The organism is Rhizobium leguminosarum bv. viciae (assembly GCF_012276115.1).
Classification (GTDB): Bacteria; Pseudomonadota; Alphaproteobacteria; order Rhizobiales; family Rhizobiaceae; genus Rhizobium; species Rhizobium leguminosarum_T.
Genome location: NZ_WIEU01000004.1, coordinates 370,778 through 394,320, shown reverse-complemented (window position 1 = coordinate 394,320; position 23,543 = coordinate 370,778). Strand labels below are relative to the sequence as shown.

The 23,543-nt window shown below is 61.9% G+C and carries 28 protein-coding genes and 1 pseudogene; 15 read left to right on the top strand and 14 right to left on the bottom strand.

What is annotated here, in order from left to right:
• The first annotated feature begins 27 nt into the window (after positions 1-27).
• The 6 genes from dhaL to GFM02_RS10360 are packed head-to-tail and all read left to right on the top strand — an operon-like array spanning position 28 to position 4,416.
• On the top strand, positions 28-636 hold the full coding sequence (gene dhaL / locus GFM02_RS10385; protein ID WP_168284345.1) for a dihydroxyacetone kinase subunit DhaL: 609 nt from the start codon (positions 28-30) through the stop codon (positions 634-636).
• Positions 633-1,031 (top strand): dihydroxyacetone kinase phosphoryl donor subunit DhaM, encoded by a 399-nt coding sequence (dhaM, locus tag GFM02_RS10380; protein WP_168284346.1) that lies wholly within the window; start codon positions 633-635, stop codon positions 1,029-1,031. The genes dhaL and dhaM overlap by 4 nt, the downstream gene beginning before the upstream one ends.
• Complete coding sequence (locus GFM02_RS10375) at positions 1,031-1,375, top strand: HPr family phosphocarrier protein (protein WP_020050421.1); 345 nt, start codon at positions 1,031-1,033, stop codon at positions 1,373-1,375. Before dhaM ends, GFM02_RS10375 begins: the two co-directional genes overlap by 1 nt.
• Positions 1,359-2,963 carry a putative PEP-binding protein gene (locus GFM02_RS10370; protein WP_168321603.1) on the top strand — a complete coding sequence of 535 codons (1,605 nt, stop codon included), beginning with the start codon at positions 1,359-1,361 and terminating at the stop codon, positions 2,961-2,963. Before GFM02_RS10375 ends, GFM02_RS10370 begins: the two co-directional genes overlap by 17 nt.
• A gap of 1 nt (position 2,964) precedes the next feature.
• Positions 2,965-3,372, top strand: coding sequence for a hypothetical protein (locus GFM02_RS10365; RefSeq protein ID WP_020050423.1), 408 nt, complete (start codon positions 2,965-2,967; stop codon positions 3,370-3,372).
• A gap of 51 nt (positions 3,373-3,423) precedes the next feature.
• Positions 3,424-4,416 carry a dihydroxyacetone kinase subunit DhaK gene (locus tag GFM02_RS10360; RefSeq protein WP_168321602.1) on the top strand — a complete coding sequence of 331 codons (993 nt, stop codon included), beginning with the start codon at positions 3,424-3,426 and terminating at the stop codon, positions 4,414-4,416.
• 10 nt (positions 4,417-4,426) lie between these two features.
• Here GFM02_RS10360 and GFM02_RS10355 read toward each other — a convergent pair whose 3' ends face one another.
• The 3 genes from GFM02_RS10355 to GFM02_RS10345 form a co-directional block, all read right to left on the bottom strand.
• Positions 4,427-5,155: an esterase family protein gene (locus GFM02_RS10355; RefSeq protein WP_168270027.1), complete on the bottom strand. Its 729-nt coding sequence runs from the start codon at positions 5,153-5,155 to the stop codon at positions 4,427-4,429.
• Positions 5,152-6,111, bottom strand: a complete 960-nt coding sequence (locus GFM02_RS10350; protein ID WP_168321601.1) for an acetylxylan esterase — start codon at positions 6,109-6,111, stop codon at positions 5,152-5,154. Before GFM02_RS10350 ends, GFM02_RS10355 begins: the two co-directional genes overlap by 4 nt.
• An 83-nt stretch (positions 6,112-6,194) precedes the next feature.
• The gene (locus GFM02_RS10345) at positions 6,195-6,815 is read right to left on the bottom strand and encodes an NAD(P)H-dependent oxidoreductase (protein WP_168270032.1); all 621 of its coding nucleotides are present in this window, start codon (positions 6,813-6,815) and stop codon (positions 6,195-6,197) included.
• A 93-nt stretch (positions 6,816-6,908) separates the two neighbouring features.
• Here GFM02_RS10345 and GFM02_RS10340 point away from each other — a divergent pair, with 93 nt between their 5' ends.
• From GFM02_RS10340 to GFM02_RS10330, 3 genes and pseudogenes are all read left to right on the top strand, one after another.
• A complete protein-coding gene (locus tag GFM02_RS10340; protein ID WP_168270034.1) occupies positions 6,909-7,580 on the top strand; it encodes a TetR/AcrR family transcriptional regulator in 672 nt (223 codons plus the stop codon).
• Positions 7,581-7,589: 9 nt separating this feature from the next.
• A pseudogene (locus GFM02_RS10335) lies at positions 7,590-7,799 on the top strand (isochorismatase family protein); the annotation flags it as partial.
• Positions 7,796-9,139 carry an epoxide hydrolase family protein gene (locus GFM02_RS10330; RefSeq protein ID WP_168270038.1) on the top strand — a complete coding sequence of 448 codons (1,344 nt, stop codon included), beginning with the start codon at positions 7,796-7,798 and terminating at the stop codon, positions 9,137-9,139. The pseudogene GFM02_RS10335 and the gene GFM02_RS10330, both read left to right, overlap by 4 nt.
• A gap of 91 nt (positions 9,140-9,230) precedes the next feature.
• Here the strand turns inward: GFM02_RS10330 and GFM02_RS10325 are convergent, their stop codons facing one another.
• Complete coding sequence (locus GFM02_RS10325) at positions 9,231-9,623, bottom strand: VOC family protein (protein WP_168270040.1); 393 nt, start codon at positions 9,621-9,623, stop codon at positions 9,231-9,233.
• 220 nt (positions 9,624-9,843) lie between these two features.
• On the opposite strand from GFM02_RS10325, the gene GFM02_RS10320 reads away from it, so the two are divergent.
• Complete coding sequence (locus GFM02_RS10320; RefSeq protein WP_168270042.1) at positions 9,844-10,326, top strand: methyltransferase family protein; 483 nt, start codon at positions 9,844-9,846, stop codon at positions 10,324-10,326.
• A gap of 128 nt (positions 10,327-10,454) precedes the next feature.
• On the opposite strand, the gene GFM02_RS10315 is transcribed toward GFM02_RS10320, so the two are convergent.
• A complete protein-coding gene (locus GFM02_RS10315) occupies positions 10,455-11,237 on the bottom strand; it encodes an alpha/beta fold hydrolase (RefSeq protein WP_168270044.1) in 783 nt (260 codons plus the stop codon).
• A 369-nt stretch (positions 11,238-11,606) separates the two neighbouring features.
• Between GFM02_RS10315 and GFM02_RS10310 the strand changes: the two genes are divergently transcribed.
• Positions 11,607-12,299, top strand: coding sequence for a GntR family transcriptional regulator (locus tag GFM02_RS10310; protein ID WP_168270046.1), 693 nt, complete (start codon positions 11,607-11,609; stop codon positions 12,297-12,299).
• Positions 12,300-12,303: 4 nt separating this feature from the next.
• Here the strand turns inward: GFM02_RS10310 and GFM02_RS10305 are convergent, their stop codons facing one another.
• Both GFM02_RS10305 and GFM02_RS10300 read right to left on the bottom strand, forming a co-directional pair.
• The gene (locus tag GFM02_RS10305) at positions 12,304-12,699 is read right to left on the bottom strand and encodes a hypothetical protein (protein ID WP_168270048.1); all 396 of its coding nucleotides are present in this window, start codon (positions 12,697-12,699) and stop codon (positions 12,304-12,306) included.
• 114 nt (positions 12,700-12,813) lie between these two features.
• A complete protein-coding gene (locus GFM02_RS10300) occupies positions 12,814-13,431 on the bottom strand; it encodes an O-methyltransferase (RefSeq protein WP_168321600.1) in 618 nt (205 codons plus the stop codon).
• A 262-nt stretch (positions 13,432-13,693) separates the two neighbouring features.
• Here GFM02_RS10300 and GFM02_RS10295 point away from each other — a divergent pair, with 262 nt between their 5' ends.
• Positions 13,694-14,464 (top strand): siderophore-interacting protein, encoded by a 771-nt coding sequence (locus GFM02_RS10295; protein WP_168321599.1) that lies wholly within the window; start codon positions 13,694-13,696, stop codon positions 14,462-14,464.
• Between the two features lie 152 nt (positions 14,465-14,616).
• On the opposite strand, the gene GFM02_RS10290 is transcribed toward GFM02_RS10295, so the two are convergent.
• The 6 genes from GFM02_RS10290 to GFM02_RS10265 form a co-directional block, all read right to left on the bottom strand.
• The gene (locus GFM02_RS10290; RefSeq protein WP_168270054.1) at positions 14,617-15,858 is read right to left on the bottom strand and encodes an FAD-dependent oxidoreductase; all 1,242 of its coding nucleotides are present in this window, start codon (positions 15,856-15,858) and stop codon (positions 14,617-14,619) included.
• 1 nt (position 15,859) lies between these two features.
• The gene (locus GFM02_RS10285) at positions 15,860-17,089 is read right to left on the bottom strand and encodes an Atu1372/SO_1960 family protein (RefSeq protein ID WP_168270056.1); all 1,230 of its coding nucleotides are present in this window, start codon (positions 17,087-17,089) and stop codon (positions 15,860-15,862) included.
• Positions 17,090-17,112: 23 nt separating this feature from the next.
• The gene (locus GFM02_RS10280; RefSeq protein ID WP_168270058.1) at positions 17,113-17,775 is read right to left on the bottom strand and encodes an amino acid ABC transporter permease; all 663 of its coding nucleotides are present in this window, start codon (positions 17,773-17,775) and stop codon (positions 17,113-17,115) included.
• Positions 17,772-18,431 carry an amino acid ABC transporter permease gene (locus GFM02_RS10275; protein WP_131663600.1) on the bottom strand — a complete coding sequence of 220 codons (660 nt, stop codon included), beginning with the start codon at positions 18,429-18,431 and terminating at the stop codon, positions 17,772-17,774. Before GFM02_RS10275 ends, GFM02_RS10280 begins: the two co-directional genes overlap by 4 nt.
• Before the next feature lie 7 nt (positions 18,432-18,438).
• Entirely contained in the window at positions 18,439-19,191 is a 753-nt protein-coding gene (locus tag GFM02_RS10270; protein ID WP_168270060.1) for an amino acid ABC transporter ATP-binding protein, read from the bottom strand.
• Between the two features lie 68 nt (positions 19,192-19,259).
• Entirely contained in the window at positions 19,260-20,138 is an 879-nt protein-coding gene (locus GFM02_RS10265) for an ABC transporter substrate-binding protein (protein WP_168270062.1), read from the bottom strand.
• A gap of 162 nt (positions 20,139-20,300) precedes the next feature.
• Between GFM02_RS10265 and GFM02_RS10260 the strand changes: the two genes are divergently transcribed.
• The 3 genes from GFM02_RS10260 (at position 20,301) to GFM02_RS10250 (ending at position 22,440) form a co-directional block, all read left to right on the top strand.
• Complete coding sequence (locus GFM02_RS10260) at positions 20,301-21,356, top strand: GlxA family transcriptional regulator (RefSeq protein WP_168321682.1); 1,056 nt, start codon at positions 20,301-20,303, stop codon at positions 21,354-21,356.
• A gap of 116 nt (positions 21,357-21,472) precedes the next feature.
• Positions 21,473-21,973 (top strand): MarR family winged helix-turn-helix transcriptional regulator, encoded by a 501-nt coding sequence (locus GFM02_RS10255; RefSeq protein WP_168321598.1) that lies wholly within the window; start codon positions 21,473-21,475, stop codon positions 21,971-21,973.
• A gap of 32 nt (positions 21,974-22,005) precedes the next feature.
• Entirely contained in the window at positions 22,006-22,440 is a 435-nt protein-coding gene (locus tag GFM02_RS10250) for an NUDIX hydrolase (protein WP_168321597.1), read from the top strand.
• Here the strand turns inward: GFM02_RS10250 and GFM02_RS10245 are convergent.
• Positions 22,419-23,510, bottom strand: coding sequence for a DUF3095 family protein (locus GFM02_RS10245; protein WP_168321596.1), 1,092 nt, complete (start codon positions 23,508-23,510; stop codon positions 22,419-22,421). The two genes, GFM02_RS10250 and GFM02_RS10245, sit on opposite strands and share 22 nt — an antisense overlap.
• Positions 23,511-23,543: the final 33 nt, after the last annotated feature.

Genomic DNA, 23,543 nt, shown 5'->3' with positions numbered 1-23,543 from the left:
GGAGGCGCGGCGACAGGGAGGACGGCAGTGCAGGCGGAACCGGTGCTTTTGGCAGGATTAATCGAAGTGTGCCGCGCGACGATCGCTGAAAACAGCGATCATCTCTGCGCGCTCGATCGCGCCATCGGCGATGGTGACCACGGAACCAATATGCGGCGCGGCTGCGAGGCAGTGAGCGCCGAAGGCGAAAGCCTGTCCAGCCTGCCCTTCCCCGACGCCATGGAAAAGATCGGCCTGACGCTGGTGATGAATGTCGGCGGTGCGGCCGGGCCGCTCTATGGCACGCTGCTGATGGAAATCGGTCGCGAGCTTCGCAAAAGTGAGGCCGATTTTTCCCTCGTGCTGAAACAGGCGATCGACGCTGTGGCAAGACGCGGGCGCGCGCATGCCGGCGACAAGACCCTGCTCGACGTCCTCTATCCCGTGCATGCGGCACTCGCCAAACAGTCGCCGCTCGGTGACGTCGCCCGCAGGGCCGAACGCTCCGCCATCAGGACTGCGGCGATGAAAGCAATGCGCGGGCGCGCCGCCTATCTCGGCGACCGCTCGATCGGCCACGTCGATCCCGGCGCGTCGAGCTGCGCGCTGCTGACCACGGCGATCTGCCGCTATCTCGGGGAGCACCGTCCGCAATGAATGGGAAGACCGCAAATGTGGGTATCGTGATCGTCTCCCACTCGCCGCTGGTGGCACGGGGGATCGCCGACATGGTTAGGCAGATGGTGGGCGACAGCGTGCCGCTCGCCTGGTCGGGCGGCAACGTCCACGGTGAACTCGGCACCGATGCCGCCGGTATCCTGAGGGCGATGGAGGCGGCTTGGTCCGATGCCGGCGTCGCCGTCTTCGTCGATCTCGGCGGCGCCGAAACCAACAGCGAGATGGCGATCGAGATGCTGGGCCTTCCCCGCGCGGCCCTCGTCTCCATCTGCAACGCGCCGCTGGTCGAAGGCGCCGTCATCGCCGCTGCCGAGGCGTCGGGGGGCGCCTCGCTGGCCAAAGTCGTCGCCACAGCCGAGGAACTGTCCCCCTGATGACGAGCGGATTGCGTAATGAAAAACAGGAGCCCGATCCATTGCATGTGAATTGCCAGACGGAGGTAGAAGTCAAGCACGGCGTCGGGCTGCATGCCCGCCCCTCCGTTACCTTCACGCGGCTTGCCAAGTCCTTCCCCTGTTCGATCGAAATCGCCGTCAACGGCAGCGACGTCTGGCTGAACGGCAAGAGCATCATCAAGATCATGGGCGCGAGAATCCGCAAGGGGTCGATCCTCCGGATCCGCGCCGACGGCATCCTCGCCGAAGAGGCGATCCGCGCGCTGAAGGAACTCATCGAGCGCAACTTCGATGAGGAAAAGAAACATGGCCGAACCGCTTAGACTGAAAGCAAAGAGCGCATCCCCGGGCATCGCATCCGGCCCGGCCTTTCTCGCGGAGGAGCCGAAGGCTCCTTCCGCTGCCGAGCGGCCGGACGCTGCCCCTGCGTCCCGAGCCGTTGGTGGATACGGCGCGCTGGAGAAGGCAATAGACATCTCGATCGGCGAACTCGAGCACCTTGCCGATGGAGCCGATGCCGAAAGCCGGGATATCATCGATTTCCAGATCGAGGTGCTGCGCGATCCCTCGATCGCGGAAGCGACCGGCGCGCGCATGGAAGCGGACGAGAACGTCGTCTTCGCCTGGGTCGCCACCCTCGACGCCTATATCGGTGAACTCGAAGCGGCCGACGAGGAGCAGATGCGGGCGCGCGCCGTCGATATTCTCGACATCAAGAACCGCGTGCTGGGCGCGCTCGCCGGCACCCCGATCGCCGATTTCCCGCCCGGCTCGGTCTTTATCGGCAAGGACATGGAGCCGAGCCGCTTTCTCGCCCATGACTGGTCGAAAGGCGGCGGCATCGCGCTGTTCGCAGGCAGCACTGCCGGCCATGTCGCCCTGCTCGCCCGGGCGAAATCGGTGCCGATGGTGATCGGCACAGGCCGCTTTTCAGCCGCAGACGGAGATCCTGTCGGCGTGGATGGCAACGCCGGTGCGGTCATCCTGCAGGCGGGCAGCATGCTGATCCCGCCCCTGGTGCCTGCACAAGAACCCGCCGGCGACACGCAAACCACCGGCGGCGAGCTGCGCACGGCGGATGGCGTGCCGATCCTGCTCTCGATCAACATCAACGATCCCGCCGAGATCGACGCGCTCGATCCGGCAACGGCAGGCGTCGGCCTGATGCGCTCGGAATTTTCAATCACCTCGGTCGCCGATGCCGCCAATGAGGAACGGCAGCTGGCGATCTATCGCCGCGTGCTGGAGCAGGCGGGCGACAGGCCAGTGATCATAAGAATGCTCGATATCGGCGGCGACAAGCCGCTCGCCGGCCTGGAAGACCTGCCGGCTCTCGCCTCCGGCCTGCGCGGCATCCGGCTGCTGCTTGCCCGGCCAGAAATCGCCCGCGTCCAGGCCCGCGCCCTGCTGCGCGCCGCCGTCTTCGGCAGGCTTTCGGTGATGCTGCCGATGGTGACCTTTCCCGACGAGATCGACAGGATGCGCGAGCTGTTCCGCGAGGAAGCCGAAAAGCTCGGCCGCCGCGCCCTGCTTCACCGGATGCCGCCGATCGGCATGATGGTCGAGGTGCCGGCCGCCGCCTTGATGCTCGACACTTTCGGGGCGGCGGCGTTCTTCTCGTTCGGAACCAACGACCTCACCCAATATCTTGCCGCCTCCGCCCGCGACGATATCGACGCCGATGCCGGCAAGGCGGCACCCGCCGTGCTCCGGCTGATTGCCCAGGCGGTGAAGCTGACCGCCGGCAAGCCGGTCAGCATCTGCGGCGACATGGCCGGTAATCCGAGCTATCTGCCTGGGCTGCTTGCCGCCGGTCTTCGGCATTTTTCCGTGGCGCCGGCCCGACGTCCCGCGATAAGATCGGCGATCATCGGCCTCAACGCCGATGGCACAAGGGCAGCCGGAGAGTAAAATGGCGCGCGAAGACACCGAAGACGCCATTATCGCCTACAAGTCCATTCTGGCGCAGATCATCGACAACAGGCCATCGGGCACGCGCCAGCGCCTGGCGACGGCGCTTGGAAAACATCGCAGCTTCGTCACCCAGATCACCAGCCCGACCTATGCAACGCCGCTGCCGGCGCGCCATCTCGCGACGATCGTCCGCGTCTGCCATTTTAGCGCCGCCGAACAGGAGCGCTTTCTCGAAGCCTATCAGGCCGCCCATCCCGGCAAGCTGCCTGATCTCGGCCATTCCGAGAGATTGCGTCACCTGTCGCTGATGGTGCCCGACTTCGGCGACGACAGGAAAAACCGCCTGCTGGAAGAGGCGATCTCCGATCTGGTGCAGAAGATCGTCGCGATATCGGGTGCTGAATGACAAGTGAGCTGGTTGACGTAACGTAATGCTTTTGGCCTTGGGAAGGGCTTGATGAAGAAGTTCATGAACACTGCGGAAACCATGGTCGCGGAAAGCGTCGAAGGCTTCGTGCGCGCCCATGAAGCCTTGGTCGTGTTCGGGCCTGAGCGCAGATGCATCCGCCGCCGCCATCTCGCCCTTGGCAAGGTGGCGCTTATATCAGGCGGCGGCGCCGGCCATGAGCCGATGCATATCGGCTTCGTCGGTCATGGCATGCTGGATGCCGCCTGCGTCGGCCATATCTTCACCTCGCCGACGCCGAGCCAGATCATCGCTGCGATTGAAGAGACCGATACCGGCGCCGGCTGCCTGCTCGTGGTCAAAAACTATGACGGCGATCTGATGAATTTCGAAATGGCGATCGAGATGGCCGGCGACCGCCACAACATCGACATGGTCGTCGTCAGCGACGATATCGAGACATCAAGGACCGGCGAAGGCAATGGCCGGCGCGGCGTTGCCGGAACGCTGATCGTCGAAAAGCTCCTGGGCGCTGCGGCCGAACGCGGCATGCCGCTTGCCGAATTGAAGCAGCTCGGCGAGGGATTGAACACACGCATCCGCTCGATGGGCGTCGCGCTCAACGGCGTGACGGTGCCGCAGACCGAGCGCACCACATTTTCGCTTGGGCCTGGCGAGATGGAAATGGGCGTCGGCATCCATGGAGAACCCGGCCATGCCAGGCAGCCCTTCGCCGCCTCCGATGCCATCATCGGCCATCTCTGCGAGACCATCGCCGGCGATATCGCAGTGACGCCGGGCGCGAGAGCGCTGCTCTTCGTCAACGGCCTCGGCGGTACGCCGCCGGCCGAACTCTACCTCGCCTATAACGGCGCCCGCCGCTTCATCGAGGAAAGAGGCATCTCGATCGAGCGCTCGCTTGTGGGAACCTACGTCACCTCGCTCGACATGCAGGGACTGTCCGTCACCCTTGCTTTGCTGAGCGACGAGGAGATCGCCCTCTGGGACGCGCCGGTGGCAACGGCGGCTTTGCGTTGGCCATGACCACGTCCCGTCAGAGGTAAAGCGCTGCCATCTTCCTCCAGGCGCCGGCGCGGTGGGCGCGTCCATCCCAGACATGCAACTGATGGCCGATATTCTTTTCGCCGAGCAGCCGGCTGAGATAGCGGTTGTTATCGAGGAAGGGGTCGGCGTCGCCGATGGTGAGAACGATGTCGCGCTCACGCAGCCTGTCGAGCCGCCAGTCGCTGCCGAGCCCTGGAAGAAAATGCGCCGGCGTGTGGAAATAGACGCTGTCATCGTAATAGCCGTCGAACAGGTCGCCGAAGGATTCCACCTTCATCGTCAGGTCGTAGCGGCCGGAAAAGGCGACGAGCTTGCGGAATAGATGTGGATGGCGAAAGAACAGGCTTGCCGCCTGGAAGGCGCCGAGGCTGCAGCCATGCACGATGGTGCAGTCATGCGAATTCTTCGCCGCCATCAGCGGCAGCACTTCGTTGAGGATATACTCCTCCAGGGCGCTATGGCGGCGGATGCGCTCTGCCGGATGGTGGTGGAAGGCATAGAAAGTTTCGGTTGCCAGCCCCTCGATGCAATAGAGTTGAAGCTGGCCGGCCTCGATCTTGTCGGCGAGGCTGGCGACTAGGCCGAGTTGTTCATATTCGAAGAAACGCCCGTCCCGCGTCGGAAAAACCAGCACCTTGGCGCCGGCATGGCCGAACACCAGCATCTCCATGTCTCGATGCAGGCGCTGACTGTACCAGCGCAGATATTCGCGGTTCATGGCACCCTGAAAAACTGTCCGATCTTTTCGCGGAGAACCGCTTCTTGCTCAGCACTTCCAGGGTAATCGAAATGCCCGGCATCCAGGATGAAGATTTCATTAAATTTCGGTAGCGCATTTGCGACAGCAAACTGGCAGGGCGGCGCGACGGAAGGATCGAACAAAGCCACGGCAACCAGCATCGGCACCTTGATCCGCGAAGCAGCCGTTGCCGCATCGTAAAGGCGAAGCGTCCCGAGCACATCCGGGTGTTTCTTATGATATTCCTGCACCGATTGCGCACTGCCGACGGTCGGCAGGGTCAGCCGCAGCGGCTGATCCCCGAAGGTCGGCAGCGCCAGATGGCCGCGATCGATGCGCTGGTCAAAGGCGATCGCCATCGCCCCGACGCCGCCGCCGAAGCTGATGCCGCTATAGCCGATATGCCCCGAGAGCCACGGATAGAGACCCGTGAGCGTCGAGACGGCAAGCCAGATATCATCGACGCAGCCGCCGATGATGTAGCTATCAGGCTTGTCGATATCGTGGAGCACATGCCAGGAGGGGTTCTGAGAAATCGGTGGGCGGGCGCTGAGGGACAGCCCGCGGCAGCAGGGAAAAAGCACCGCCGTCTCCTTGACCGGCAGATCGAATTCAGGCCGATCCCGCCCGCCATAACCATGCCCGACGACGAGGCCGCGCCGCACCTCCCCCTGACGCGGCAGGATGAGCCAGCCGCCGATCCTGTATGAACCGGTTGAGATATAAACGAGATCAAGCACATGCCAATCGGGATGGGCGATCTTGCTTCGACGCAGTACCGGCTGCGGATCGACCGCCAGCGCTTTGATATGCCGCGCCTTCCAGAAATCATCGAAACCCTCAGGCGCCTCGGGTGGCTTGACCGCAAGAAGGTCCTCGAGCTGCATGCCGTAGGTCGGATCGAAATCGAAGGGATGTGTCTTGGGAATACTCATCCAAGGCTTTTCTCGTGAAAAAGCCGGCGGCGCAAGGCTTCGCCTGCGCCAGCCGACAAAGCTTGCTTGAATGCCGGACGCCTTTACGCGGCGTCAGTCGCCTCGTATCGCCCAGATGCCTTGAAGAGCCTGCGGCCGATGGCGCGCGCAGTCTCCAGATGGGCGGCCGCATGGTCCGGTCCGGCTTCGAGCAACAGCTCCGATGTCACGACGCGGGCGCCGCAATAGTCGAAGATCCCGTGATCGATCTGCGTCTTCATCGCGCCGAAATAGCCGTGCCGCGCATAGGTCCCGGCGTCGGCGCCGCCGAGGCCGACCAGATGCACCGGGAGACGGCCAAGCAGCTTCACCAGCCCGGCATCCGCGCGATCGTCGTAAGCCCAGCCATTGGTGAACACCCGGTCGATCCATCCCTTGAGCAGCCCCGGCATCGACCACCAGTAGACGGGATAGACGAGCACCAGCGCATCGGCGCAGTCGATCCTTGCCTGCTCGGCGGCAACGTCGGCGGGCAGCGCCCCTTCCCTCAGATGCAGGGCGATATCGGCCGCAGTGAACCGGGGATCGAAGCCCTCGGCCGCGAGATCGGCGATCTCGACGGAATGGCCGGCATCGGAGAGCGTGATACCCTCGGAAAGATGCGCGGCGACGCCATGGGTGAGCGACCGGGGGTCGGGATGCGCGACGACGATGAGCGCGTGCATGGCAAAAACTCCTGCTGAATGATTGCGGACAGAAGACGCAGCCTGTATACCTTTGGTAAGCTACCGTCAGTAAGTTACTTTTAGTATATAGCGATGTCAAGCTCCGGAACAACAAATCAGCCGACCGATCCGCAGCGGCGCCGCCGCCTGTCGCGGCAGGACCGGCATCGCCAGCTTCTCGACGTCGCCTGGCAGATCGCCCGCGATGAGGGAACGGAAGCGCTGACCCTTGGCCGGCTTTCCGAGCAGGCGGGCGTGACGAAACCCGTGGTCTACGATCATTTTGAAACCCGCCCCGGCCTGCTCGCAGCGCTCTACCGCGAATTCGACGCCCGCCAGACGACAGTGATGGACGCAGCCCTTGCGGCAAGCCAGCCATCTCTCGCCGACCGGGCCGCGGTCATCGCCGCCTCCTATGTCGACTGCGTGCTTCTCCAGGGCCGCGAAATCCCCGGCGTCATTGCCGCGCTCGCTGGCTCGCCGGAACTCGAAAGGATCAAGCGCGAATATGAGGCGGTCTTCATCGAGAAATGCCGCATTGCGCTTTCGCCCTTCGCCGGCGCCGGCACGATCGCCGCAGCCGGCCTCTGGGCCATGCTCGGCGCTGCCGAAGCCCTCTCCTATGCCGCCGCGTCGGGCGATATCACTGCCGTCGAGGCAAAGGATGAACTCTTCGAAACCATCGTCGCGATGGTGGAGAGAAGTATGGGCGGCGGCACGCATCCCGATCACCTGCGCAATACGGCCGGCCTCGCATCGAGATGATCCGGCGGGAATACCTGTATCGAATCCACCGCCCGCTTCGCCATGGAACTCGGTTATTTCCCGACCCTGGCGAGCGACGCGACGGCCGTCTTCTCGCACCAAATGATGCATGCTGCGCACAAGCTGAACGGCCCGACCTACGCCCATGCTATTCTGACGACGGCCGAACTCATCGAAGTCTTGCCCAAGGCGTCTGCTTCAAAGGAGACAATGCCATGACCATGCTCTTCAAAATGCTCACAAGTGCCGGCTCGGAATCCCTGAACCGCGACCGGCGCAGGTTCCTGACCACCGCGGCGATCGGGATCGCCACCGCGGGCGCAACCAGCCTGTTTCCGTCCTATCCGGCATCGGCCACGGGAGATGCGATCCGCCCGTTTCGCGTCGACACTCCCGAGGCGGACCTCCTCGACCTTCGCCGGCGCGTGCTGGCAACACGCTGGCCCGAACGGGAGACGGTCGACGACCAGTCGCAGGGCATACAGCTCGAAAAGATCAAGCCGCTCGTCGATTATTGGGGCACCGGCTACGACTGGCGAAAGGCGGAAGCGAAGCTGAACGCGCTGCCGCAATTCATCACCGAGATCGACGGCATAGACATCCACTTCATTCACGTCCAATCGAAACATCCGAATGCCCTGCCCGTTATCATCACCCATGGCTGGCCGGGATCGGTATTCGAAAACCTCAAGATCATCGGCCCGCTCACGGATCCGACCGCTCATGGCGGACGCGCCGAAGATGCGTTCGACGTGGTCATTCCGTCGATGCCGGGCTATGGCTTCTCCGGCAAGCCGACCGGCACCGGCTGGGGGCCGGACCGCATCGCGCGGGCCTGGGCGGAACTGATGAAGCGCCTCGCTTACAGCAGCTACGTCGCCCAGGGCGGCGACTGGGGCTCGCCGGTCTCCGGCGCGATGGCACGGCTCGCGCCACAAGGTCTGCTCGGCATCCACATCAACCTGCCGGCTGTCGTGCCGCCCGAAGTTGCCGCGGTGCTCGCCGCGGGCGGGCCGGCGCCGCAGCGACTCTCCACCGAGGAACGCGCGGCGTTCGATGCCCTCAGCGCCGCAGCCAAGATGGGGAACAGGTCCTATGCCACGATGATGGGCACGAGGCCGCAGACGATCGGCTACGCCATATCGGATTCCCCGGCCGGCCTTGCGGCATGGACGCTCGGTCATCCAGGCTTCACGCACTGGACCTACGACAGCAGCGATCCCGAAAAGTCTCCCGACGAGGTGCTCGACGACATCACGCTTTACTGGTTGACCAACAGCGCCGCTTCCTCGGCCCGGATCTACTGGGAATATGGCGGCGGGCGCAGTCCCGTCCTTGCGGCCGGGGAGAAGACCTCCAAGATCGCGCTTCCGGTCGCCATCACTGTCTTTCCTGGGGAGAGCTACCAGGCCCCGGAGACATGGGCCCGTCGCGCATATCGCAACCTTATCTATTTCCACAAGGTCGACAAGGGCGGCCACTTCGCCGCCTGGGAGCAGCCGGAGCTCTTCTCCGCCGAGCTTCGAGCAGCGTTCAGGCCGCTGCGCCGACCGATATGAGAAGAGCGGCGGCCCCTCGCCGCTCAGGGATGCTGCCGTCTGGTATCATTGTCCATGATCGGCACCGGGGTCGCCTCCCTTGGCGCCAAGCTCACGGATTCCAGCCGCCGCTGCCATAGGGACGCGTGATGATTTCGAGCAGATGGCCGTTCGGATCTTCGAAATAGACGCCGCGCCCACCGTCGTGGTCATTGGTCTCATCAGGCTTCCGTTGACCGGGGTCGGCCCAGTAGCTCAGGTTCCGCTCGCGAATTCGATTGAATATCGCCTCGAATTCAGCGTCACCGACCAGGAAGGCGTAGTGTTGGCGGACGATCTGACCTTCCATTTCCATATAGTCGAGATTGGCGTCGTTGTCGGTCGTGACCATGTGGAACGGCCCCCAGCGCCGCGGCGCCGGCAACCCTAACATATCGGCCAGGAAATCTGCCGAGGCCTTGCTGTCGTGAGCCGACAGGATGGTATGATTGAAGTGGATGGCCATAGTGGTTTCTCGCAAACGAAGGGAGTTACAAACTCGATGGAAGCTTTGCCGGTTAACCCTCGCGGACGCCTCTTGTTCCGAACTTCGACCGTGCCTCTCCGCCTTCAAATCTCTGTCGAAACGAGGTAGACTCCACCGGTGGAGGAGCCCTGACAAATGGTACGAAACACGCTCCCCATGCGCTGGGATTCCAGGGGCTGGGGGATCGGAAGGGGGTAGCATGAACGAGGCGAACGGCAATTTGCGCGACAGTTCAGGCGCGGCGGTGCGGCCGCCGATCGCCTGGGCGCTGATGGTCGTCGCCGGGCTTGCACTCGACTGGCTCTATCCGCTGCCGTTCCTGCCGGCGGCCATGCCTGCCGGCGGGCTGGGCGGCATCGTGTTCCTCGCCGGCCTGGCGCTGCTGATCTGGGCGGTAGCAACCTTCCGCCGGGCGGGAACGCAGGTCCAGCTCAGCCGGCCGACGACAACGATCGTCGACGAAGGCCCCTATCGCTTCACGCGCAACCCGATCTATATCGGCATGTTCCTCGGCCTCATCGGCCTCGCAATCGCTTTCGACAGCCTATGGCTCATCTTCCTGTTGGTGCCGTTCTACCTCGTCATCCGCTACGGCGTGGTCGCCCGCGAGGAGGCCTATCTCGAGCGGAAATTCGGTGACGTCTATCTCGCTTACAAGGCCCGCATCAGGCGGTGGCTGTAGCGAAACGAAGAAGCGTCGACCTGCTGAAACACGAATGACGGAAACGGGTCGAGACACGACCCTCGCGGCATCATGGCCATCGCCAAAGCAAGCCGGCGAACGACATACCGCTCCGCCGGCCGTTGAGATCAGTTCGTGTTCTGCCCGGCAGCCTCGATGATCAGCCGGGCGATCTCGTCAGGGTGGGAGATCAGCGACAGATGGCTGGCCTTCACCTCGATCGTCTTCGCCCCCATGCGTTTGGCCATGAAGCGTTCGAGATCGGGGTTGATCGTCCTGTCCTCCGTCGAAACGGCATACCAGCTTGGCTTCGAGCGCCACGCCGCCTGCGTCGTCTTGCCGGTCAGCAGCACCTTCTGGAACGGTTGCTGCACGGCATAGAGCACCTTGGCCTTGGCTTCCGGCAGATCGCCGGCGAAGTCGTGCAGGAAGGCGGCCTCGCTGAGGCGTCCCTCATCGCCGTCGAAGACGATGCCGGCAGATGCCGGTGGCGTCGGGAAGGTCTTGGCGAGAGCGGTGTAATCCTCGCCCGCATCCGGGGCGCGCGCGGCGACATAGACGAGTGCCGAAACATCAGGGTGCACGCCGGCCTCGGTGACCATCATGCCGGAAAACGAATGCCCGACCAGAACCGTCGGGCCATCCTGCCGGTCGAGCACCCGCTTCACGGCAGCGACCGCCTCGGGCAGCGTCGTCAGCGGGTTCTGCACCGCCGTGGCATTGAGCCCGGCCGCCTGCAGGCGCGCGATCACCTCGGTCCAGCACGAGCCGTCGGCAAACAGCCCGTGCGCCAGCACGACGTTGCGCGCCTTAACGGGAGCGGATGTCGCGGCCATACCGCGGGTAGCAAGCAGAGAAGCGGCGGCGCCGGCAACAAGGGCAGCCGAGAAAGTCCGTCTGTTCATCATCATGATCTGGTTCCTTGTGCGTCGAGGAATTGAAGGGTCGAAAGCATGCTGGCTTGGGACCGAAGAACCGAAGCCAAATCAAAATCGGTTGGTCTGTGATGCCATGTCGGCACGGTTCGCTTTGCCCGGCGCGAGGCGCTGGCCTTCGCCGCGTTACGGTTCCGTCCTATTCAAATCGGTATTTGAAGCGGCCTCCTGTATGCGGAAGCCTGCTCGCTGGAGATGTATGTATTCCCATCCGATATAAAGTCAATTATTGAATACGTAACACCTTCGTGATGCCATAAGTGTATACACCTGGGGGCACCTCGATCGCATTTGCATACACAATCGATCGAGCCGTCGATGTTGAAACAGATCGGAGATAACGGAATGGCGAGTAATTTCGAAACCGAGGATGACGGCGATGATCGCGGGCTGCTCTCGGACCGCATTCGCAACGCCCTGACGGACGAGATCGCCACCGGCACGCTGGCGGCGGGCGCAGCCTTGGACGAACAGCAGCTTGCCGATCGTTTCGGCGCCTCCCGCACGCCGGTTCGCGAAGCGCTGCGTCAGCTGGCGGCGGGCGGCCTCGTCGAGCTTCGCGCCCGACGCGGCGGTGTCGTCGCCCGCATGACGCCGGAGCGCATTATGGAGATGTTCGAGACTGTGGCCGAGATCGAGGCCATTTGCGTCAGGCTCGCCACCTACCGCATGACACCACTGGAACGCAGCCATCTGATCGAACTGCACGACCTCTCCCAGCCGATCGTCGAGACCGGCGATTTCGATGCCTATGACAGCTTCAACCGCCAATTCCATGAAGCCATTTATCACGCCACCCACAATAGCTTCCTTGCCGAACAGGCGATCGCCGTGCGCAACCGCCTGAATGCCTTCCGGCGCACGCAGCTGCGCCAGGGCGAACGGCTCCGCCGATCCCGGGACGAACACGAGGCAATCATGCAAGCGATCGCCGAAGGCGACGGTGAGATGGCATCCCGGCGCATGCGCGCCCACATGCTGAACGCCGCCACCTCGCTCAGCCGTTTCATCGAAATCAACAAGCCGGGGGGAGTTTGACGTCTTACGGCACGGGGCAGCGGTATTTATAGGCGATCAAGGTCGTCATCAACTCGTCGCCGGTGGCCTCGCGAATGCCGGGATTCTCTTCGAGGAATGTACACAACGTATTGCCGATTGCTTCCGCGGTCGTTCCAACCGGCACACAGACGTTTACCCCAACGGAGTTGGCAAAATACGCCGAGTTTACCATTGCTTTAGGCGCAGGAACGACTTCGGTGAAAATACGGCGGGCCAAATATTCGTCCCGGTTCCACTTGTCCAACCAACCCGCGACATATCCGACGACAAACTGCCGTGAGCCGCCGCAATCAGAATAAAGGAGGCCACCGCTGGAAAATCCGGCGGGAATCTTTGCTGAAACCGTTGCCAACAGGGTGGCGATAAGAATGCCCGACATCACATCTCCAAAGCTCGCGATGGCGGAGCTTTGATCGGGAAAGTGTCGGAAATTAGCTTCAAACGTGTCATCTTTTTTTCTGCAACTAAAAACAAAATGGCCGCTGATCTCACCTCAGCCTCCATCGAACCGACTGACCTCAAGCCCGCTGCCGACCGGCAGCAGCACGCTTGACATCCCTGGCTTGGCACGAACGGCTTGCCCGTAGCGTTTGAGATCATCGCCTCCCGGGCGCAGCACGTTGTCGGCGACGATGATCGCGCCCGGATTGAGCTTGGGGTAGAAGGCTTCGAGGCAGGGAACGTAGAGATCCTTCCAGAGATCCACCAGCACGAAGTCGATGCCCTGGGAAAGCTCGCCGATCATCTGGACCGCATCCCCCACCATGAATTCCACATGCTCTGCGAGCCCTGCCTTGACGGCCATGTCGCATGCGTAGGCCGACTTGTAGCCGTGCATTTCCATGGTGACCAGCCGTCCGCCGGAGGCGCGCGCGGCTTCCGCCAGCCAAATCCCGGAATAGCCGAAGGAGGTGCCGAGTTCGAGAATGGTCGGGCTCTTGAGGCTCTTGGCGAGAATATTGATGAACTGCCCGGTCGCGGGCCCGACCGCGCGCAGCCGCTGATCCTGTCCTCCATCGCGCCCGCCGTGAGGCAGCTCGCGCGGGCTGTTATGCTCCGTCTCGATCATCGCGTGATAGATGTCGAGCACGTCCTGGATTCTGCTGTCCATCGTCTTCTCCATAACCGCTGATCGGCCGATCATTGCCCAACCGGAACGGCACCGGAAAGTTAAACTTTGGCAATCATCGCCCTTGTTGACCACCTTGCCGTTGCACATGTCGCCGCCGTCGGCTACATCATGCCGTCAATGGTCGGGTCACCCGGCCACGTAAGCGTTAACGTCACTCAACGCGTATGATCGAACGGCTTTGCGGCTTCGATCTGCGCGACTGTGTCCTGCGGATCGAGCTTCAGAAGCCCCGGAAGGACACATGGATAACAATCAATTCAAAGATCAAGCTTCATCGATCCCTGGCATAGAGCGGATTCGCCACGACACGCGGCGGCGCATGCTGACAGTCGAAAGCGTCGTCGATATCACTCCGAGTATGCGCCGGGTCGTATTGGCAGGTGACGATCTCGCCGATTTCATCAGTCTCGGTGCTGACGACCACATCAAGATCTTCATTCCCACTGCCGGCGGTGGAGAAGAGCGCCGTGACTACACGCCGCGCCGCTATGACAATGCCGAGCGGAGATTGACCATCGACTTTGCCTTGCATGAGGCAGGTCCGGTGACGCAATGGGCGATCGACGCCGGCCCAGGCGACGAACTCGAGATCGGCGGACCTAGAGGCTCCGCCGTAGTGTCGAAGACTGTCAAACGATGGCTGCTGATCGGCGACGAAACAGCACTGCCGGCGATCGGCCGCCGGATCGAGGAAAGCGGCGCCGGAACCGTTATCACCACAATCGCAGCCGTCACCGGCCCGTTGGAAGAGCAGACCTTCGAGACATCAGCCGAGCTGCACCTCAACTGGGCGCACCGGCCTCTCTCTCAGGCAACCGATGCCGCAGCGCTGCTGAAACTCTTGAGTGCGGTCGATATCAAACCGGAAACCTTCATCTGGGTCGCGGCGGAAGCCTCGGTGACACGCGATATCCGCGCCTACCTGCTGGAACGAGGTTGCCCGCTCGGCTGGATCAAGGCTTCCGGCTACTGGGTGTTCGGCAAGGCCGATACGACGGAGAAATTCGGCTAGTGCATGATGCCGAAAAGTGTGAGCGGTTTTCGGACGACATCATGCTCTAACTCTTTAATTTAGAACAGGATTCAGATTTTAGGCCGACCCGGCCTAAAATCATCCTGTTCTAAGGGCAATCCACACTGCGACAGGCGGAATGGCGTCCGCAACTATAGCACCGGGCGGCGCCAGCCACCGACTTGTTGAACGAGATCGACCACGCGGCGGGCAGAGCCCAATGCGAGTGTCCAACCCAGCATGCCGTGACCGGCATTGATGTAGAGACCTTTGATGTGTCGGGAACCGGCAATAATGGGCCTGGAGGTCGGTGTCACAGGCCTCTCGCCTGACCATCTCATCAGTTCATTCGATCGCTCGAAAAGGTCGGGCAGCACCGCGGACGCGGCCAGCTTGAGCGTGTCGAAACGTCTGGCATCAAAACCCGCCCCTGGACGCTCGATATCTGCCAGTCCGGCGACACGAAAACGGTCGCCAATTGTCGCAAAGGCAAGCTTTCGTTTGACGTCTGTCAGGCTGATACTTGGTGCAAGGCAAGTTCTTGGAACGGTGAGCGAATAGCCTCTGATGGGGCGTATGTCGCGAGCCTCGGGCAAATCGGATATAAGGGAACGGATCTGCGGTCCTGCCGCAACGATGGCCGCGTCGATGCGAAGCTCATCGCGGTCTTCGAACCTCAATCCTGTCAGCACGCCTCCCGTTTGGACGAAGCTCGAGACCCTCTTGCCGAAGAGCACCGAGACCTGCCCGCGCTCGATCATCCAGGCGGTCAGTTGGCGGCAAAATCCAGCCGCATCGCCGAGGGCATCACTGGGTGTATAAACGGCGCCGGCAATCTCTCCCTGATATGCGGCGAGCGCAGGCTCGACGTCTTCCGCCTCCACCCGCGTCAGCAGGCGCTGTTCGAAGCCGAGAGCATTCTTGCGCGCAACACTGGAATCGGCGGCAGCAAAACTTTGCCGGTCGGCATAGAGGTGCAGTTTTCCGGCGACACGATAGTCGAATTCGATATCGGTTTCCTTAAGCAGGATTGCGAGTTCGTGACGGGATTGCTCGGCAAGGCGCAGGATCTCCTGCGTATTGCTCCACCAACGTCTGAACGGTGTATTGGCAAGGAATTTCAGCCCCCAGCAGAGAAAGTCCCGATCGAGTTGCCAGTGGATTCGGAAGGCTGGATCGCGGCCCATCGCAATCGCTGGCAGATGCTTCAGCAGGGCTGGTGATGCCATTGCGTCACCATAGGCCCAGGACAGCTGCGCGGCGTTGCCGGCGCTCGCCCCCATGCCAGGCGCGCTTGCCGCATCGATAAGTGTCACATCATGCCCCGCCCGGGCCAGAAGATAGGCCGACGATACGCCGATGACGCCGGCGCCGATCACCGCAACGCGTGCCATCTCAAGCCTCGTCGCCGACGACGGCCGTCAACTCGACTTCAACAGGAACCCCGCGCGGCAGGGATGTTACGCCGATTGCGATGCGGGCATGCGCCCATCGATCCGGGAAGAGCTCTCGGAGCAATTCGGAAGCCCCATCGATGACGGCGCCGTGGCGCTCGAAAGCAGCATCCGCCGCGACATAGCCCGCGAGCCGGACGAAGCCCAGGATGTTGTCAAAGCCGCCCGCAGCCCCTTCCAGCTGTGCAAGCGCATTAAGAAGCGCCCAGCGCGCGCATTCTCGCCCCTCTTCGATGGAGACGCATGCTCCGAGATGTCCCGTCCGCAGCACCACACCGTCCTGCAATGGCACCTGACCTGAAACGGTGATGATACTGCCGGTCCGCACAGCACCCGAAAATGCGCCTGGCGGCGAGGATGCTTCAGGCAGAGCAAGCTCAAGCTGTGCCAGCCGTTCGCGCACACGATTGCTTCCAGCCGATGAAGCACTGCGTGCCTTGCGGACTGCCGCTTCTGCGCTGCGGTCGACGAAGGCCCTCATGATATTCCTGTCGAGTTCGCTCAGCCGGTATTCGGGGTGCCACTGGATGCCGAGGCAAAAGCCGTCCGTGTCCCCTTCGAATGCTTCGATGGTTCCGTCCGGCGCCCGCGCGGCGACACGGAAGCGTCCTTGGCCGGCCAAAGCATGCCGGTGCAGGCTGTTGACGCGTGCCGGCCCCTTCCCCACCCAATCGGTCAGCACACTGCCTTGCTCGATCGTGATCTCGTGCGCCAACACGTCGGGAATACCCTGCGGGATGTGGGATACGGCGGCGGCCGGGAGCTCGGTTTGAAATTCGCCCCCAAGGTATTCACCGATCAGTTGCATGCCGTGGCATATGCCGAGAAGCGGCTTGCCCGTTTTCAAGACCTGTTCGACCAGCTGAATTTCGAACTGTCTGCGCGCGCCTGTCACCTCGGTCCCCGGCCGCGCACCGGTGAGAACGATCCCATCGGCGAGCGCCAACACCGATGCCAGGTTCCGGGTGTTGTAAGGCAGGATCAAAGGAATTCCCCCTGCCTCGGCTATGGCATCCGCATAGTTGGCGCGCACCACATACTCCGTCTCGGTCGGCGCATCGGGCGCCTCGCTGACGTCGGGGGTCATGAGGATCACCGGCCAACGAGGTTCATGCGATTGCGTTGCATGCCGACATGCGTTGCCCGTGGCAACGGTCGTTTCAGTGGTCATGGTCTTGGCCTTGTGATGACGAGTTAGCGGGCGGCCGGAAGGGCTAGCCGACGCGAGAGGACCGAGAACGGCCAGGCTATCGCGAAATAGCAGAGCCCGACGGCAACATAGATTTGCAAGGGAAGGAAATACTCCGTCGCCATTGACCGCCCCGTGAGGACCAGTTCGTCGACGGTAATCAGCGAAGCGAGCGAAGAATCCTTGAGCAGCGAGACGAAGGTGATGATCATCGGCGCCAGAATGACACGCGCGACCTGCGGCAGGATGATCCAGGCGAAGCTCTGGGCCGGGGTGAAGCCCGCGGCCAGCGCTGCCTCACTCTGTCCGGCCGGTATAGCCTTCAGACCGGCGCGGAAAAGCTCGGCGACCTGGGCCGCGAAACACAACGCCAGGCCGGCGATCGCCGCACCGAAAGCATCGAAGACGACCCCGATGCCCGGCAAGCCGAAATAAAGCAGAAACAGAACCGCCAATAGCGGCACGCCCCGCACGATCGTCACATAAAGAGCCGCAAAATACCGCAGCGCTGCGAAACTGGATTTCTGGCAGAGCGAAAGCAGCAGGCCGAAAACGAATGCCAGGGCAAAGGCACAAACGGAAAGCAGCGCCGTATTCACCATCGCCCGCAGCAGCAGAGGCAGCCATTCGGCACCATGATCGCCATAGGGCGCCAGGAAAGCACTCATCCTTTCAATCTCCCGTAACGTCTTTCGAGGAACTGCGTTGCCTGCATCAATGGCAGGCTCAGCAACAGGTAGAGTGCCGCCGCCGTCGCATAGATCATTGTTGTCTGGAAGGAAGACGTCACCATTGAACGGGCGAAGAACATGATTTCCGGCGCCGCGATGGCCGAGACGACGGACGTGTCCTTGAGAAGTTGCACCGCGTAGTTTCCGAGCCCCGGAAGCGCTATCCGCATGGCCTGCGGCGTCAGGATCTCAAAGATGGTCTGGAGTGGGGTCAGCCCTGCAGCAAGCGCCGCCTCCGCCTGCCCGCTCGGCAGCGCAGCGAAACCGGCGCGAAAGATTGCGCAGGTGATCGCCGCCCCGATGAGCCCGAGGCCCAGGATGGCCGCCGTGATTGACGTCAATTTCACGCCGAGGCTGGCAAGCCCGAAGTAGAGGATGAACAGATGCGTCAAGGCCGGCACATTGCAGAGAATCTCGCAGCAGGCATCGATCGCGAGATTGATGAATTTGATCCCGACAAATTGTCTGAGCAGAGCGAGAAGGAACCCGAAGGCGGCTGCGAACACGAGCGAGGCGATCGTGACGAAAACGGTTACGCCAAGCCCGGCGACGAGCCCCTGGACGACCGAGAAGAATACGGAAAATCCAATCATGACACGCCTAGTGCCGGATCTTGTTGAGAAACGCTTGCGTGCGCGCCTCGCGGGGAGCGGTTATGACCTGGCGTGCCGGGCCGGATTCCACGATCGTGCCGCCGTCAAGAAACAGGACGCGATCGGCAATGTCGCGCGCAAACGCGATCTCGTGCGTGACGATCAGCATCGTGCGCCCTTCGGCTGCCAGCTCCTCCATCACTTTCAGAACCTCCTGGACCAGTTCGGGATCGAGTGCGGATGTCGGTTCGTCGAACAGCATGAGCTTTGGCTTCTGGGCAAGCGCTCGCGCAATCGCGACACGCTGCTGCTGGCCGCCGGACAGTTCGAGCGGTGAGGCGTCGGCGCGATGCGTCATATGGACTTTGGCCAGCATTTCCAAAGCCAGTTCGCGTGCCTCGGCGGCAGGCAGACCGCGCACCTTGCGCGCCGCGATCGCCACGTTTTCCGTCACCGACAGATGCGGCCAGAGATTGAAGAGCTGGAAGACCATGCCCATCTCGGCGCGCTGCGGTGCAAGTTGCCGATCGCTCATGATACGGCCGTTGCGTGTACCGATCCGCTCGCCATCGAGGCGGATCTCGCCGGCACTGGGTTTTTCCAGAAAATTCATGCAGCGCAGACAGGTGGATTTCCCGGAGCCGGACGGACCGATCAGGGCAATCTTCTCACCTGGCGCGACGTCGAAATCGATGCCTTTGAGAACTTCGATAGGACCATAGCTCTTGCGCAGGCCTGCAACGCTCAGAAGCGCGTTCATCACCGTTTCCTCATGCGATTAGAGGGTGGACGAAAGCCGCCGATTGCAGCTTCCGTCCGCACGCTCGTTCAGCCGCCAGCTGCGCAGGACGGCAGCTTGTAATCTGCAGGGCGATCGACGCCGGCGCGGAAGTTTTGACCCACAGGCTTGAACCAGACATCCGACGACAATCCGTAGCGGGCGCCGATTTCCTTCATCTCGCAGGTCTTCCACATGTCGGCGATGATGGCGTCCATCTTCTGGCGCAGATCGTCGTTCTTCTGGTTGAGGCCATAGACGACCTGGCCGAGACCGGTCAGCAGCGGAAAATCCGGACTGTTATCGGTGAAGGCAAGGAAGTGCATATTCCAATCAGGGTTCTGCTTGATGGCGTAGGAGATCACCGGCGGATCGCCGATAACAGCGTCGATGCGCCCGGCGATAAGATCGCGCACGGCCGCATCGGAAGTGTCGTAGAGCGAGAGCTGGAGATCCTTGATGCTCTTCAATTCCGGAATGAACGAAAAGCCGGTGATCGTGCCGATCTTCTTGCCTTCCAGGTCAGAAAGCTTGTCCCAGTTCGTCTTCGTCGATTGCATGATGCCGTTCTTGAAGTAGTGGATCGGTTCGGACAGTGTCATGATCTTGGTACGTTTTTCGGTCCAGCCCATGGTGCCGAGCATAACGTCGACGCGGCCTGACTGAACGGAGGCGATCGTACCCGACCATTCCATGAGGGCAGGCTGAATCTTGAGCCCGAGCTTGTCGGCAATGCGTTGCATGATTTCACCGTCATAGCCTATAAGCTTCCCGTCCTGCCAGCCGGAGCCGGGCATGTCGCCGGTGAAGGCAACCGTAAGCTTGCCCTGCTCGGCAAGTTCGAAAGCCTTGGCGATAGATGAAAGGGACATGAAGCTGCCTGCCAGCAGAGCGCACGTCACCATCCTTCTCGAAAGAGAAAGTGCCATTGTTCTGATCCTTGATTTGTTGGTTCCCCGGTCCGGTGGTTTCTGTCCCCGGATGTCGCGTTCGACGAGAGGAAACTTGACACTGAAGGCTGCTACTGAATTTTATAAATCGGACATTTTCTTTGAAAAAAGGACATGATGACTCTATCATCGCCACACACCATGATCACATCCGAGGAACCGTCCGAAATATCTGCCAACGAGCCGGACTATGTGCGCTGGCTCGACGATCTTTGGGCCGAGCGGCTTCTGGTCGCACGCGACCGAAAGGCCGATCTCTCCGTCGGCATTCTCCTCTGGCCGACATTCCCGATGATGTCGCTGACGGGTATCGTCGAGCCCCTCAGGCATGCGGCGGACTTTGCCGACAATTCCCGTCCATTGCATTGTCGCTGGTCGATCATGGGGGTTCCCGGCCATGCGGCGGTCGCCAGCTGCGGCATCCGGGTTCACGCCGATGCGCCCTACATTAACCCGACCGACTTCGACTACGTCGTGGTTATCGGTGGCCTCCTGCCACATCTGCGCGCCGCACCCAGCAAGCATCGCGACTATCTCAGGGTGGCGGCATCGGCAGGTGTCCCGGTCATTGGTGTGTGTACGGGCGCCTTCGTCTTGGCGCAGGAGGGCCTGCTTGCCGGGCGCAAGGCGTGCGTCCATCCCTTTCACGCGGAGGATTTCCGCATTGGCTTCCCGCGTCTTGCCTTCTCCACGCGCGATGACTTCCTGATCGAAAACGGTCGCATTACCGTGCCTGGCGGCGTATCGATCCTGTCGCTGATGACGGAGCTCATCCGCACGCATTGCGGACCGGATCGGGCGGCCAAAGCCGTGCACCAGCTTTCGCTCACGGAGCAGAAGCACATGAGCGCCTTCGATCACGGCCGCGCCACAACATTTCGCCGCACGGAAGATTCGCGTATTCAGCGAGCCGTCGTTCTCATCGAGAGTCGGAAAGGCCGCGATGTCTCACCGGAACAGGTGGCCTCTCTGGTCGGCCTGTCACCACGTCAGTTCGCGCGTCTGTTCCAGGACAATATCGGCATGACTCCGAAGCGTTTTATCGTTGAGACGAGATTGCGCTATGGCCGGTTTCTGGTCGAAAACAGCACACTGCCCATGACGGCGATCGCCTTTGAAATCGGGTTCTCCGACTCCGCCCATTTCGCGACCGCTTTTCGCAAGAAGTATGGGAAGCCTCCCAGGAGTTTCCGCTGATCTTTGTCGAGTCACCGCAAACGGCGGGATCGAAAACCGACTTCGGCACTATTGCGATTTAATCGGATGCGATTTATATAGATCTTATTGTCAGAAAGCTTGGACAGGATGGACCGATGCCGACATCTAAAGCAGCTAAGGGACCGGATATGCCCACCTCTCCGCAGGCGGGCAAGGGCGGTCGCAAGCTTTCCAATTTCCTCTGCTTCGCGGTCTATTCGGCCAATCTTGCCTTCGGCCGCGCCTATAAGCCGATCCTGGATCAGCTTGGCCTGACCTACACCCAATATATCGTCATCGTCGCCCTTTCCGAAGAGGACGATCAGACGGTCGGGGCGTTGGGAGAAAAGATGTTTCTCGAATCCAATACGCTGACGCCCATCCTCAAGAAGCTGGAATCGGTTGGCTACATCACGCGTCGTCGCGATCCCGCAGACGAGCGGCAGGTGCGGGTGAGCCTGACGCCGGCAGGGCGCACTCTTCTTGACGGCGATCCCGTCGCTCCCATGATTGCCGCCACCGGGCTCGGCGACGACTTTCCCGTCGTGCAAAAATCGGTGACGCGGCTGCGCGACAACCTCCTGCGATCGACGCAACCCGAGCCGGAAAAATCGTGATCCCGGCATCATGACATAACGGAGAAGACGAAATGCCCGAGATCGCGATGGGCGCCTTGATTCAGAATGGGACCGTTCTCCTGGCCAGACGCAGTTCCAGGCGCAAGGTGCACCGGGATCGCTGGAGCCTGCCGGGCGGCCATATCGAAGACGGCGAAGACGCCGAGACGGCATTGCGCCGGGAATTGATGGAAGAAATAGGCGTGACGCCGCAGCGCTGGCAGTTTGCGGGAAAGTTCGCATCGGAGGGCCTGCCTGAGGCATCCGCCACCTTCCACGTCTATCGTATCGATCAGTGGTACGGCTATCCGCGGCTGGTCGATGACGAACACACCGAGCTTAGATGGTTTAGCCTCGCCGCGATAGAAGGTGAAGCCGAGTTAGCGCCGCCTCAGCTCGGCGAAATGCTCGCAAACCTTGTCAGCCGGGAAACGGGGAAGCCCGCTCAGATCTCTTGGCGGCGATGATCCCGCGCCGGCTGGGTCCTGAGCGACGGCGCATGATGCCGGACGACATCGCCAAGCGCGCCTTCCTCCATCTTCTCGGCGGCGCTGGCATAGCCGCCGCCCATTCCATCGAGGAAATGCAGGTGCGAATCCGGCCTGTCCGATGGCACAAGACAGGTCATCAGCGCATGCGACTGGCGGTGCAGTCCGAAGTTGATCTCGCCGCGCGCCCTCGCCGGAACGAGGATCGCTTCGACCCTGTCGATCTGTTCGCGCGTGCAGTCCAGCGTCAAACGCAAACCATCATCGAACTTGCGGAAATCCGAATTGGCGGCGACCTCCGACCAGCCTTTCGCATCGACCTGCTTCCCGCTGCCTCCATCGGTGGGAATGCCACCGGGAAGCGGATGAGATTGGCGCGGCGCGGCATCGAAAACCGCAAGAACGCGTTTTGCCATGGCGGCAAAGACCTCGGGACTGAGATGATCGCGAGGCTCGACCAGCAGCGACAGTATCTCGCCCCGCTGGCTTGGGAACGGGGTCCAGTCACAGCTGAGACCGCTCAGGTCGGGCTTCGTGGCGTAGCGGCCCGGCTTGACCAGATACCGGCCGTTCTTGATCTGCTGCTCCGCCCATTTGAGCCCGCCCCCTGTAAACATCGCATAGGTCGCGTTCTCGGAGGCGGCATAACGGGCAATTCTGACGTCGCGCCCACTGGTGCGGATTTCGCGTACGGTCAGCAGCCCGATACGAAGGGTTAGATCGAGATCGGCTCTTGCAAAGCCTGCGACCTGCCGCAATGCCGATGTCGCCGCCATGATGCCCTGCGGCGGCAAGGCGAATGCTGCCCCGTCTCCGCGAAACACGAAGGGGAAATCGAACGATCCCCAGGCATTGCCGAGCGCGGCGATAACAGATGCGCCGGCATAGTTGACGTCTTCATAGCGCCCCGACCGGATCGCCGTGGTCGAGTTGACGACATCAGTGATGCCGACCAGCCAGTCATCGGACAACGGCTCATAGACATCAGGGTCGAGCACATGTGAAAACTCGTCAAAGGCCTGGTGCGACTGGCCGTGGCTACTGATCATCGCTTGCTCTCCAGATCGGCAAGGTTTCCCGTG

Excerpts from the sequence above, each read along its gene's own strand:
- GFM02_RS10290 (WP_168270054.1), bottom strand. The coding sequence starts at position 15,858 with ATGGCACGCGTTGCGGTGATCGGCGCCGGCGTCATCGGCGTATCGTCG.
- GFM02_RS10325 (WP_168270040.1), bottom strand. The coding sequence starts at position 9,623 with ATGGCCATCCACTTCAATCATACCATCCTGTCGGCTCACGACAGCAAG.
- GFM02_RS10345 (WP_168270032.1), bottom strand. The coding sequence starts at position 6,815 with ATGCACGCGCTCATCGTCGTCGCGCATCCCGACCCCCGGTCGCTCACC.
- GFM02_RS10255 (WP_168321598.1), top strand. The coding sequence starts at position 21,473 with ATGCCGACATCTAAAGCAGCTAAGGGACCGGATATGCCCACCTCTCCG.
- GFM02_RS10285 (WP_168270056.1), bottom strand. The coding sequence starts at position 17,089 with ATGACCACTGAAACGACCGTTGCCACGGGCAACGCATGTCGGCATGCA.
- GFM02_RS10310 (WP_168270046.1), top strand. The coding sequence starts at position 11,607 with ATGGCGAGTAATTTCGAAACCGAGGATGACGGCGATGATCGCGGGCTG.
- GFM02_RS10375 (WP_020050421.1), top strand. The coding sequence starts at position 1,031 with ATGACGAGCGGATTGCGTAATGAAAAACAGGAGCCCGATCCATTGCAT.
- GFM02_RS10245 (WP_168321596.1), bottom strand. The coding sequence starts at position 23,510 with ATGATCAGTAGCCACGGCCAGTCGCACCAGGCCTTTGACGAGTTTTCA.
- GFM02_RS10350 (WP_168321601.1), bottom strand. The coding sequence starts at position 6,111 with ATGAGTATTCCCAAGACACATCCCTTCGATTTCGATCCGACCTACGGC.
- GFM02_RS10300 (WP_168321600.1), bottom strand. The coding sequence starts at position 13,431 with ATGGACAGCAGAATCCAGGACGTGCTCGACATCTATCACGCGATGATC.
- GFM02_RS10250 (WP_168321597.1), top strand. The coding sequence starts at position 22,006 with ATGCCCGAGATCGCGATGGGCGCCTTGATTCAGAATGGGACCGTTCTC.
- GFM02_RS10265 (WP_168270062.1), bottom strand. The coding sequence starts at position 20,138 with ATGGCACTTTCTCTTTCGAGAAGGATGGTGACGTGCGCTCTGCTGGCA.
- GFM02_RS10370 (WP_168321603.1), top strand. The coding sequence starts at position 1,359 with ATGGCCGAACCGCTTAGACTGAAAGCAAAGAGCGCATCCCCGGGCATC.
- GFM02_RS10295 (WP_168321599.1), top strand. The coding sequence starts at position 13,694 with ATGGATAACAATCAATTCAAAGATCAAGCTTCATCGATCCCTGGCATA.
- GFM02_RS10270 (WP_168270060.1), bottom strand. The coding sequence starts at position 19,191 with ATGAACGCGCTTCTGAGCGTTGCAGGCCTGCGCAAGAGCTATGGTCCT.
- GFM02_RS10355 (WP_168270027.1), bottom strand. The coding sequence starts at position 5,155 with ATGAACCGCGAATATCTGCGCTGGTACAGTCAGCGCCTGCATCGAGAC.
- GFM02_RS10365 (WP_020050423.1), top strand. The coding sequence starts at position 2,965 with ATGGCGCGCGAAGACACCGAAGACGCCATTATCGCCTACAAGTCCATT.
- GFM02_RS10280 (WP_168270058.1), bottom strand. The coding sequence starts at position 17,775 with ATGAGTGCTTTCCTGGCGCCCTATGGCGATCATGGTGCCGAATGGCTG.
- GFM02_RS10360 (WP_168321602.1), top strand. The coding sequence starts at position 3,424 with ATGAAGAAGTTCATGAACACTGCGGAAACCATGGTCGCGGAAAGCGTC.
- GFM02_RS10315 (WP_168270044.1), bottom strand. The coding sequence starts at position 11,237 with ATGATGATGAACAGACGGACTTTCTCGGCTGCCCTTGTTGCCGGCGCC.
- GFM02_RS10305 (WP_168270048.1), bottom strand. The coding sequence starts at position 12,699 with ATGTCGGGCATTCTTATCGCCACCCTGTTGGCAACGGTTTCAGCAAAG.
- GFM02_RS10330 (WP_168270038.1), top strand. The coding sequence starts at position 7,796 with ATGACCATGCTCTTCAAAATGCTCACAAGTGCCGGCTCGGAATCCCTG.
- GFM02_RS10260 (WP_168321682.1), top strand. The coding sequence starts at position 20,301 with ATGATCACATCCGAGGAACCGTCCGAAATATCTGCCAACGAGCCGGAC.
- GFM02_RS10275 (WP_131663600.1), bottom strand. The coding sequence starts at position 18,431 with ATGATTGGATTTTCCGTATTCTTCTCGGTCGTCCAGGGGCTCGTCGCC.
- dhaM (WP_168284346.1), top strand. The coding sequence starts at position 633 with ATGAATGGGAAGACCGCAAATGTGGGTATCGTGATCGTCTCCCACTCG.
- GFM02_RS10340 (WP_168270034.1), top strand. The coding sequence starts at position 6,909 with ATGTCAAGCTCCGGAACAACAAATCAGCCGACCGATCCGCAGCGGCGC.
- GFM02_RS10320 (WP_168270042.1), top strand. The coding sequence starts at position 9,844 with ATGAACGAGGCGAACGGCAATTTGCGCGACAGTTCAGGCGCGGCGGTG.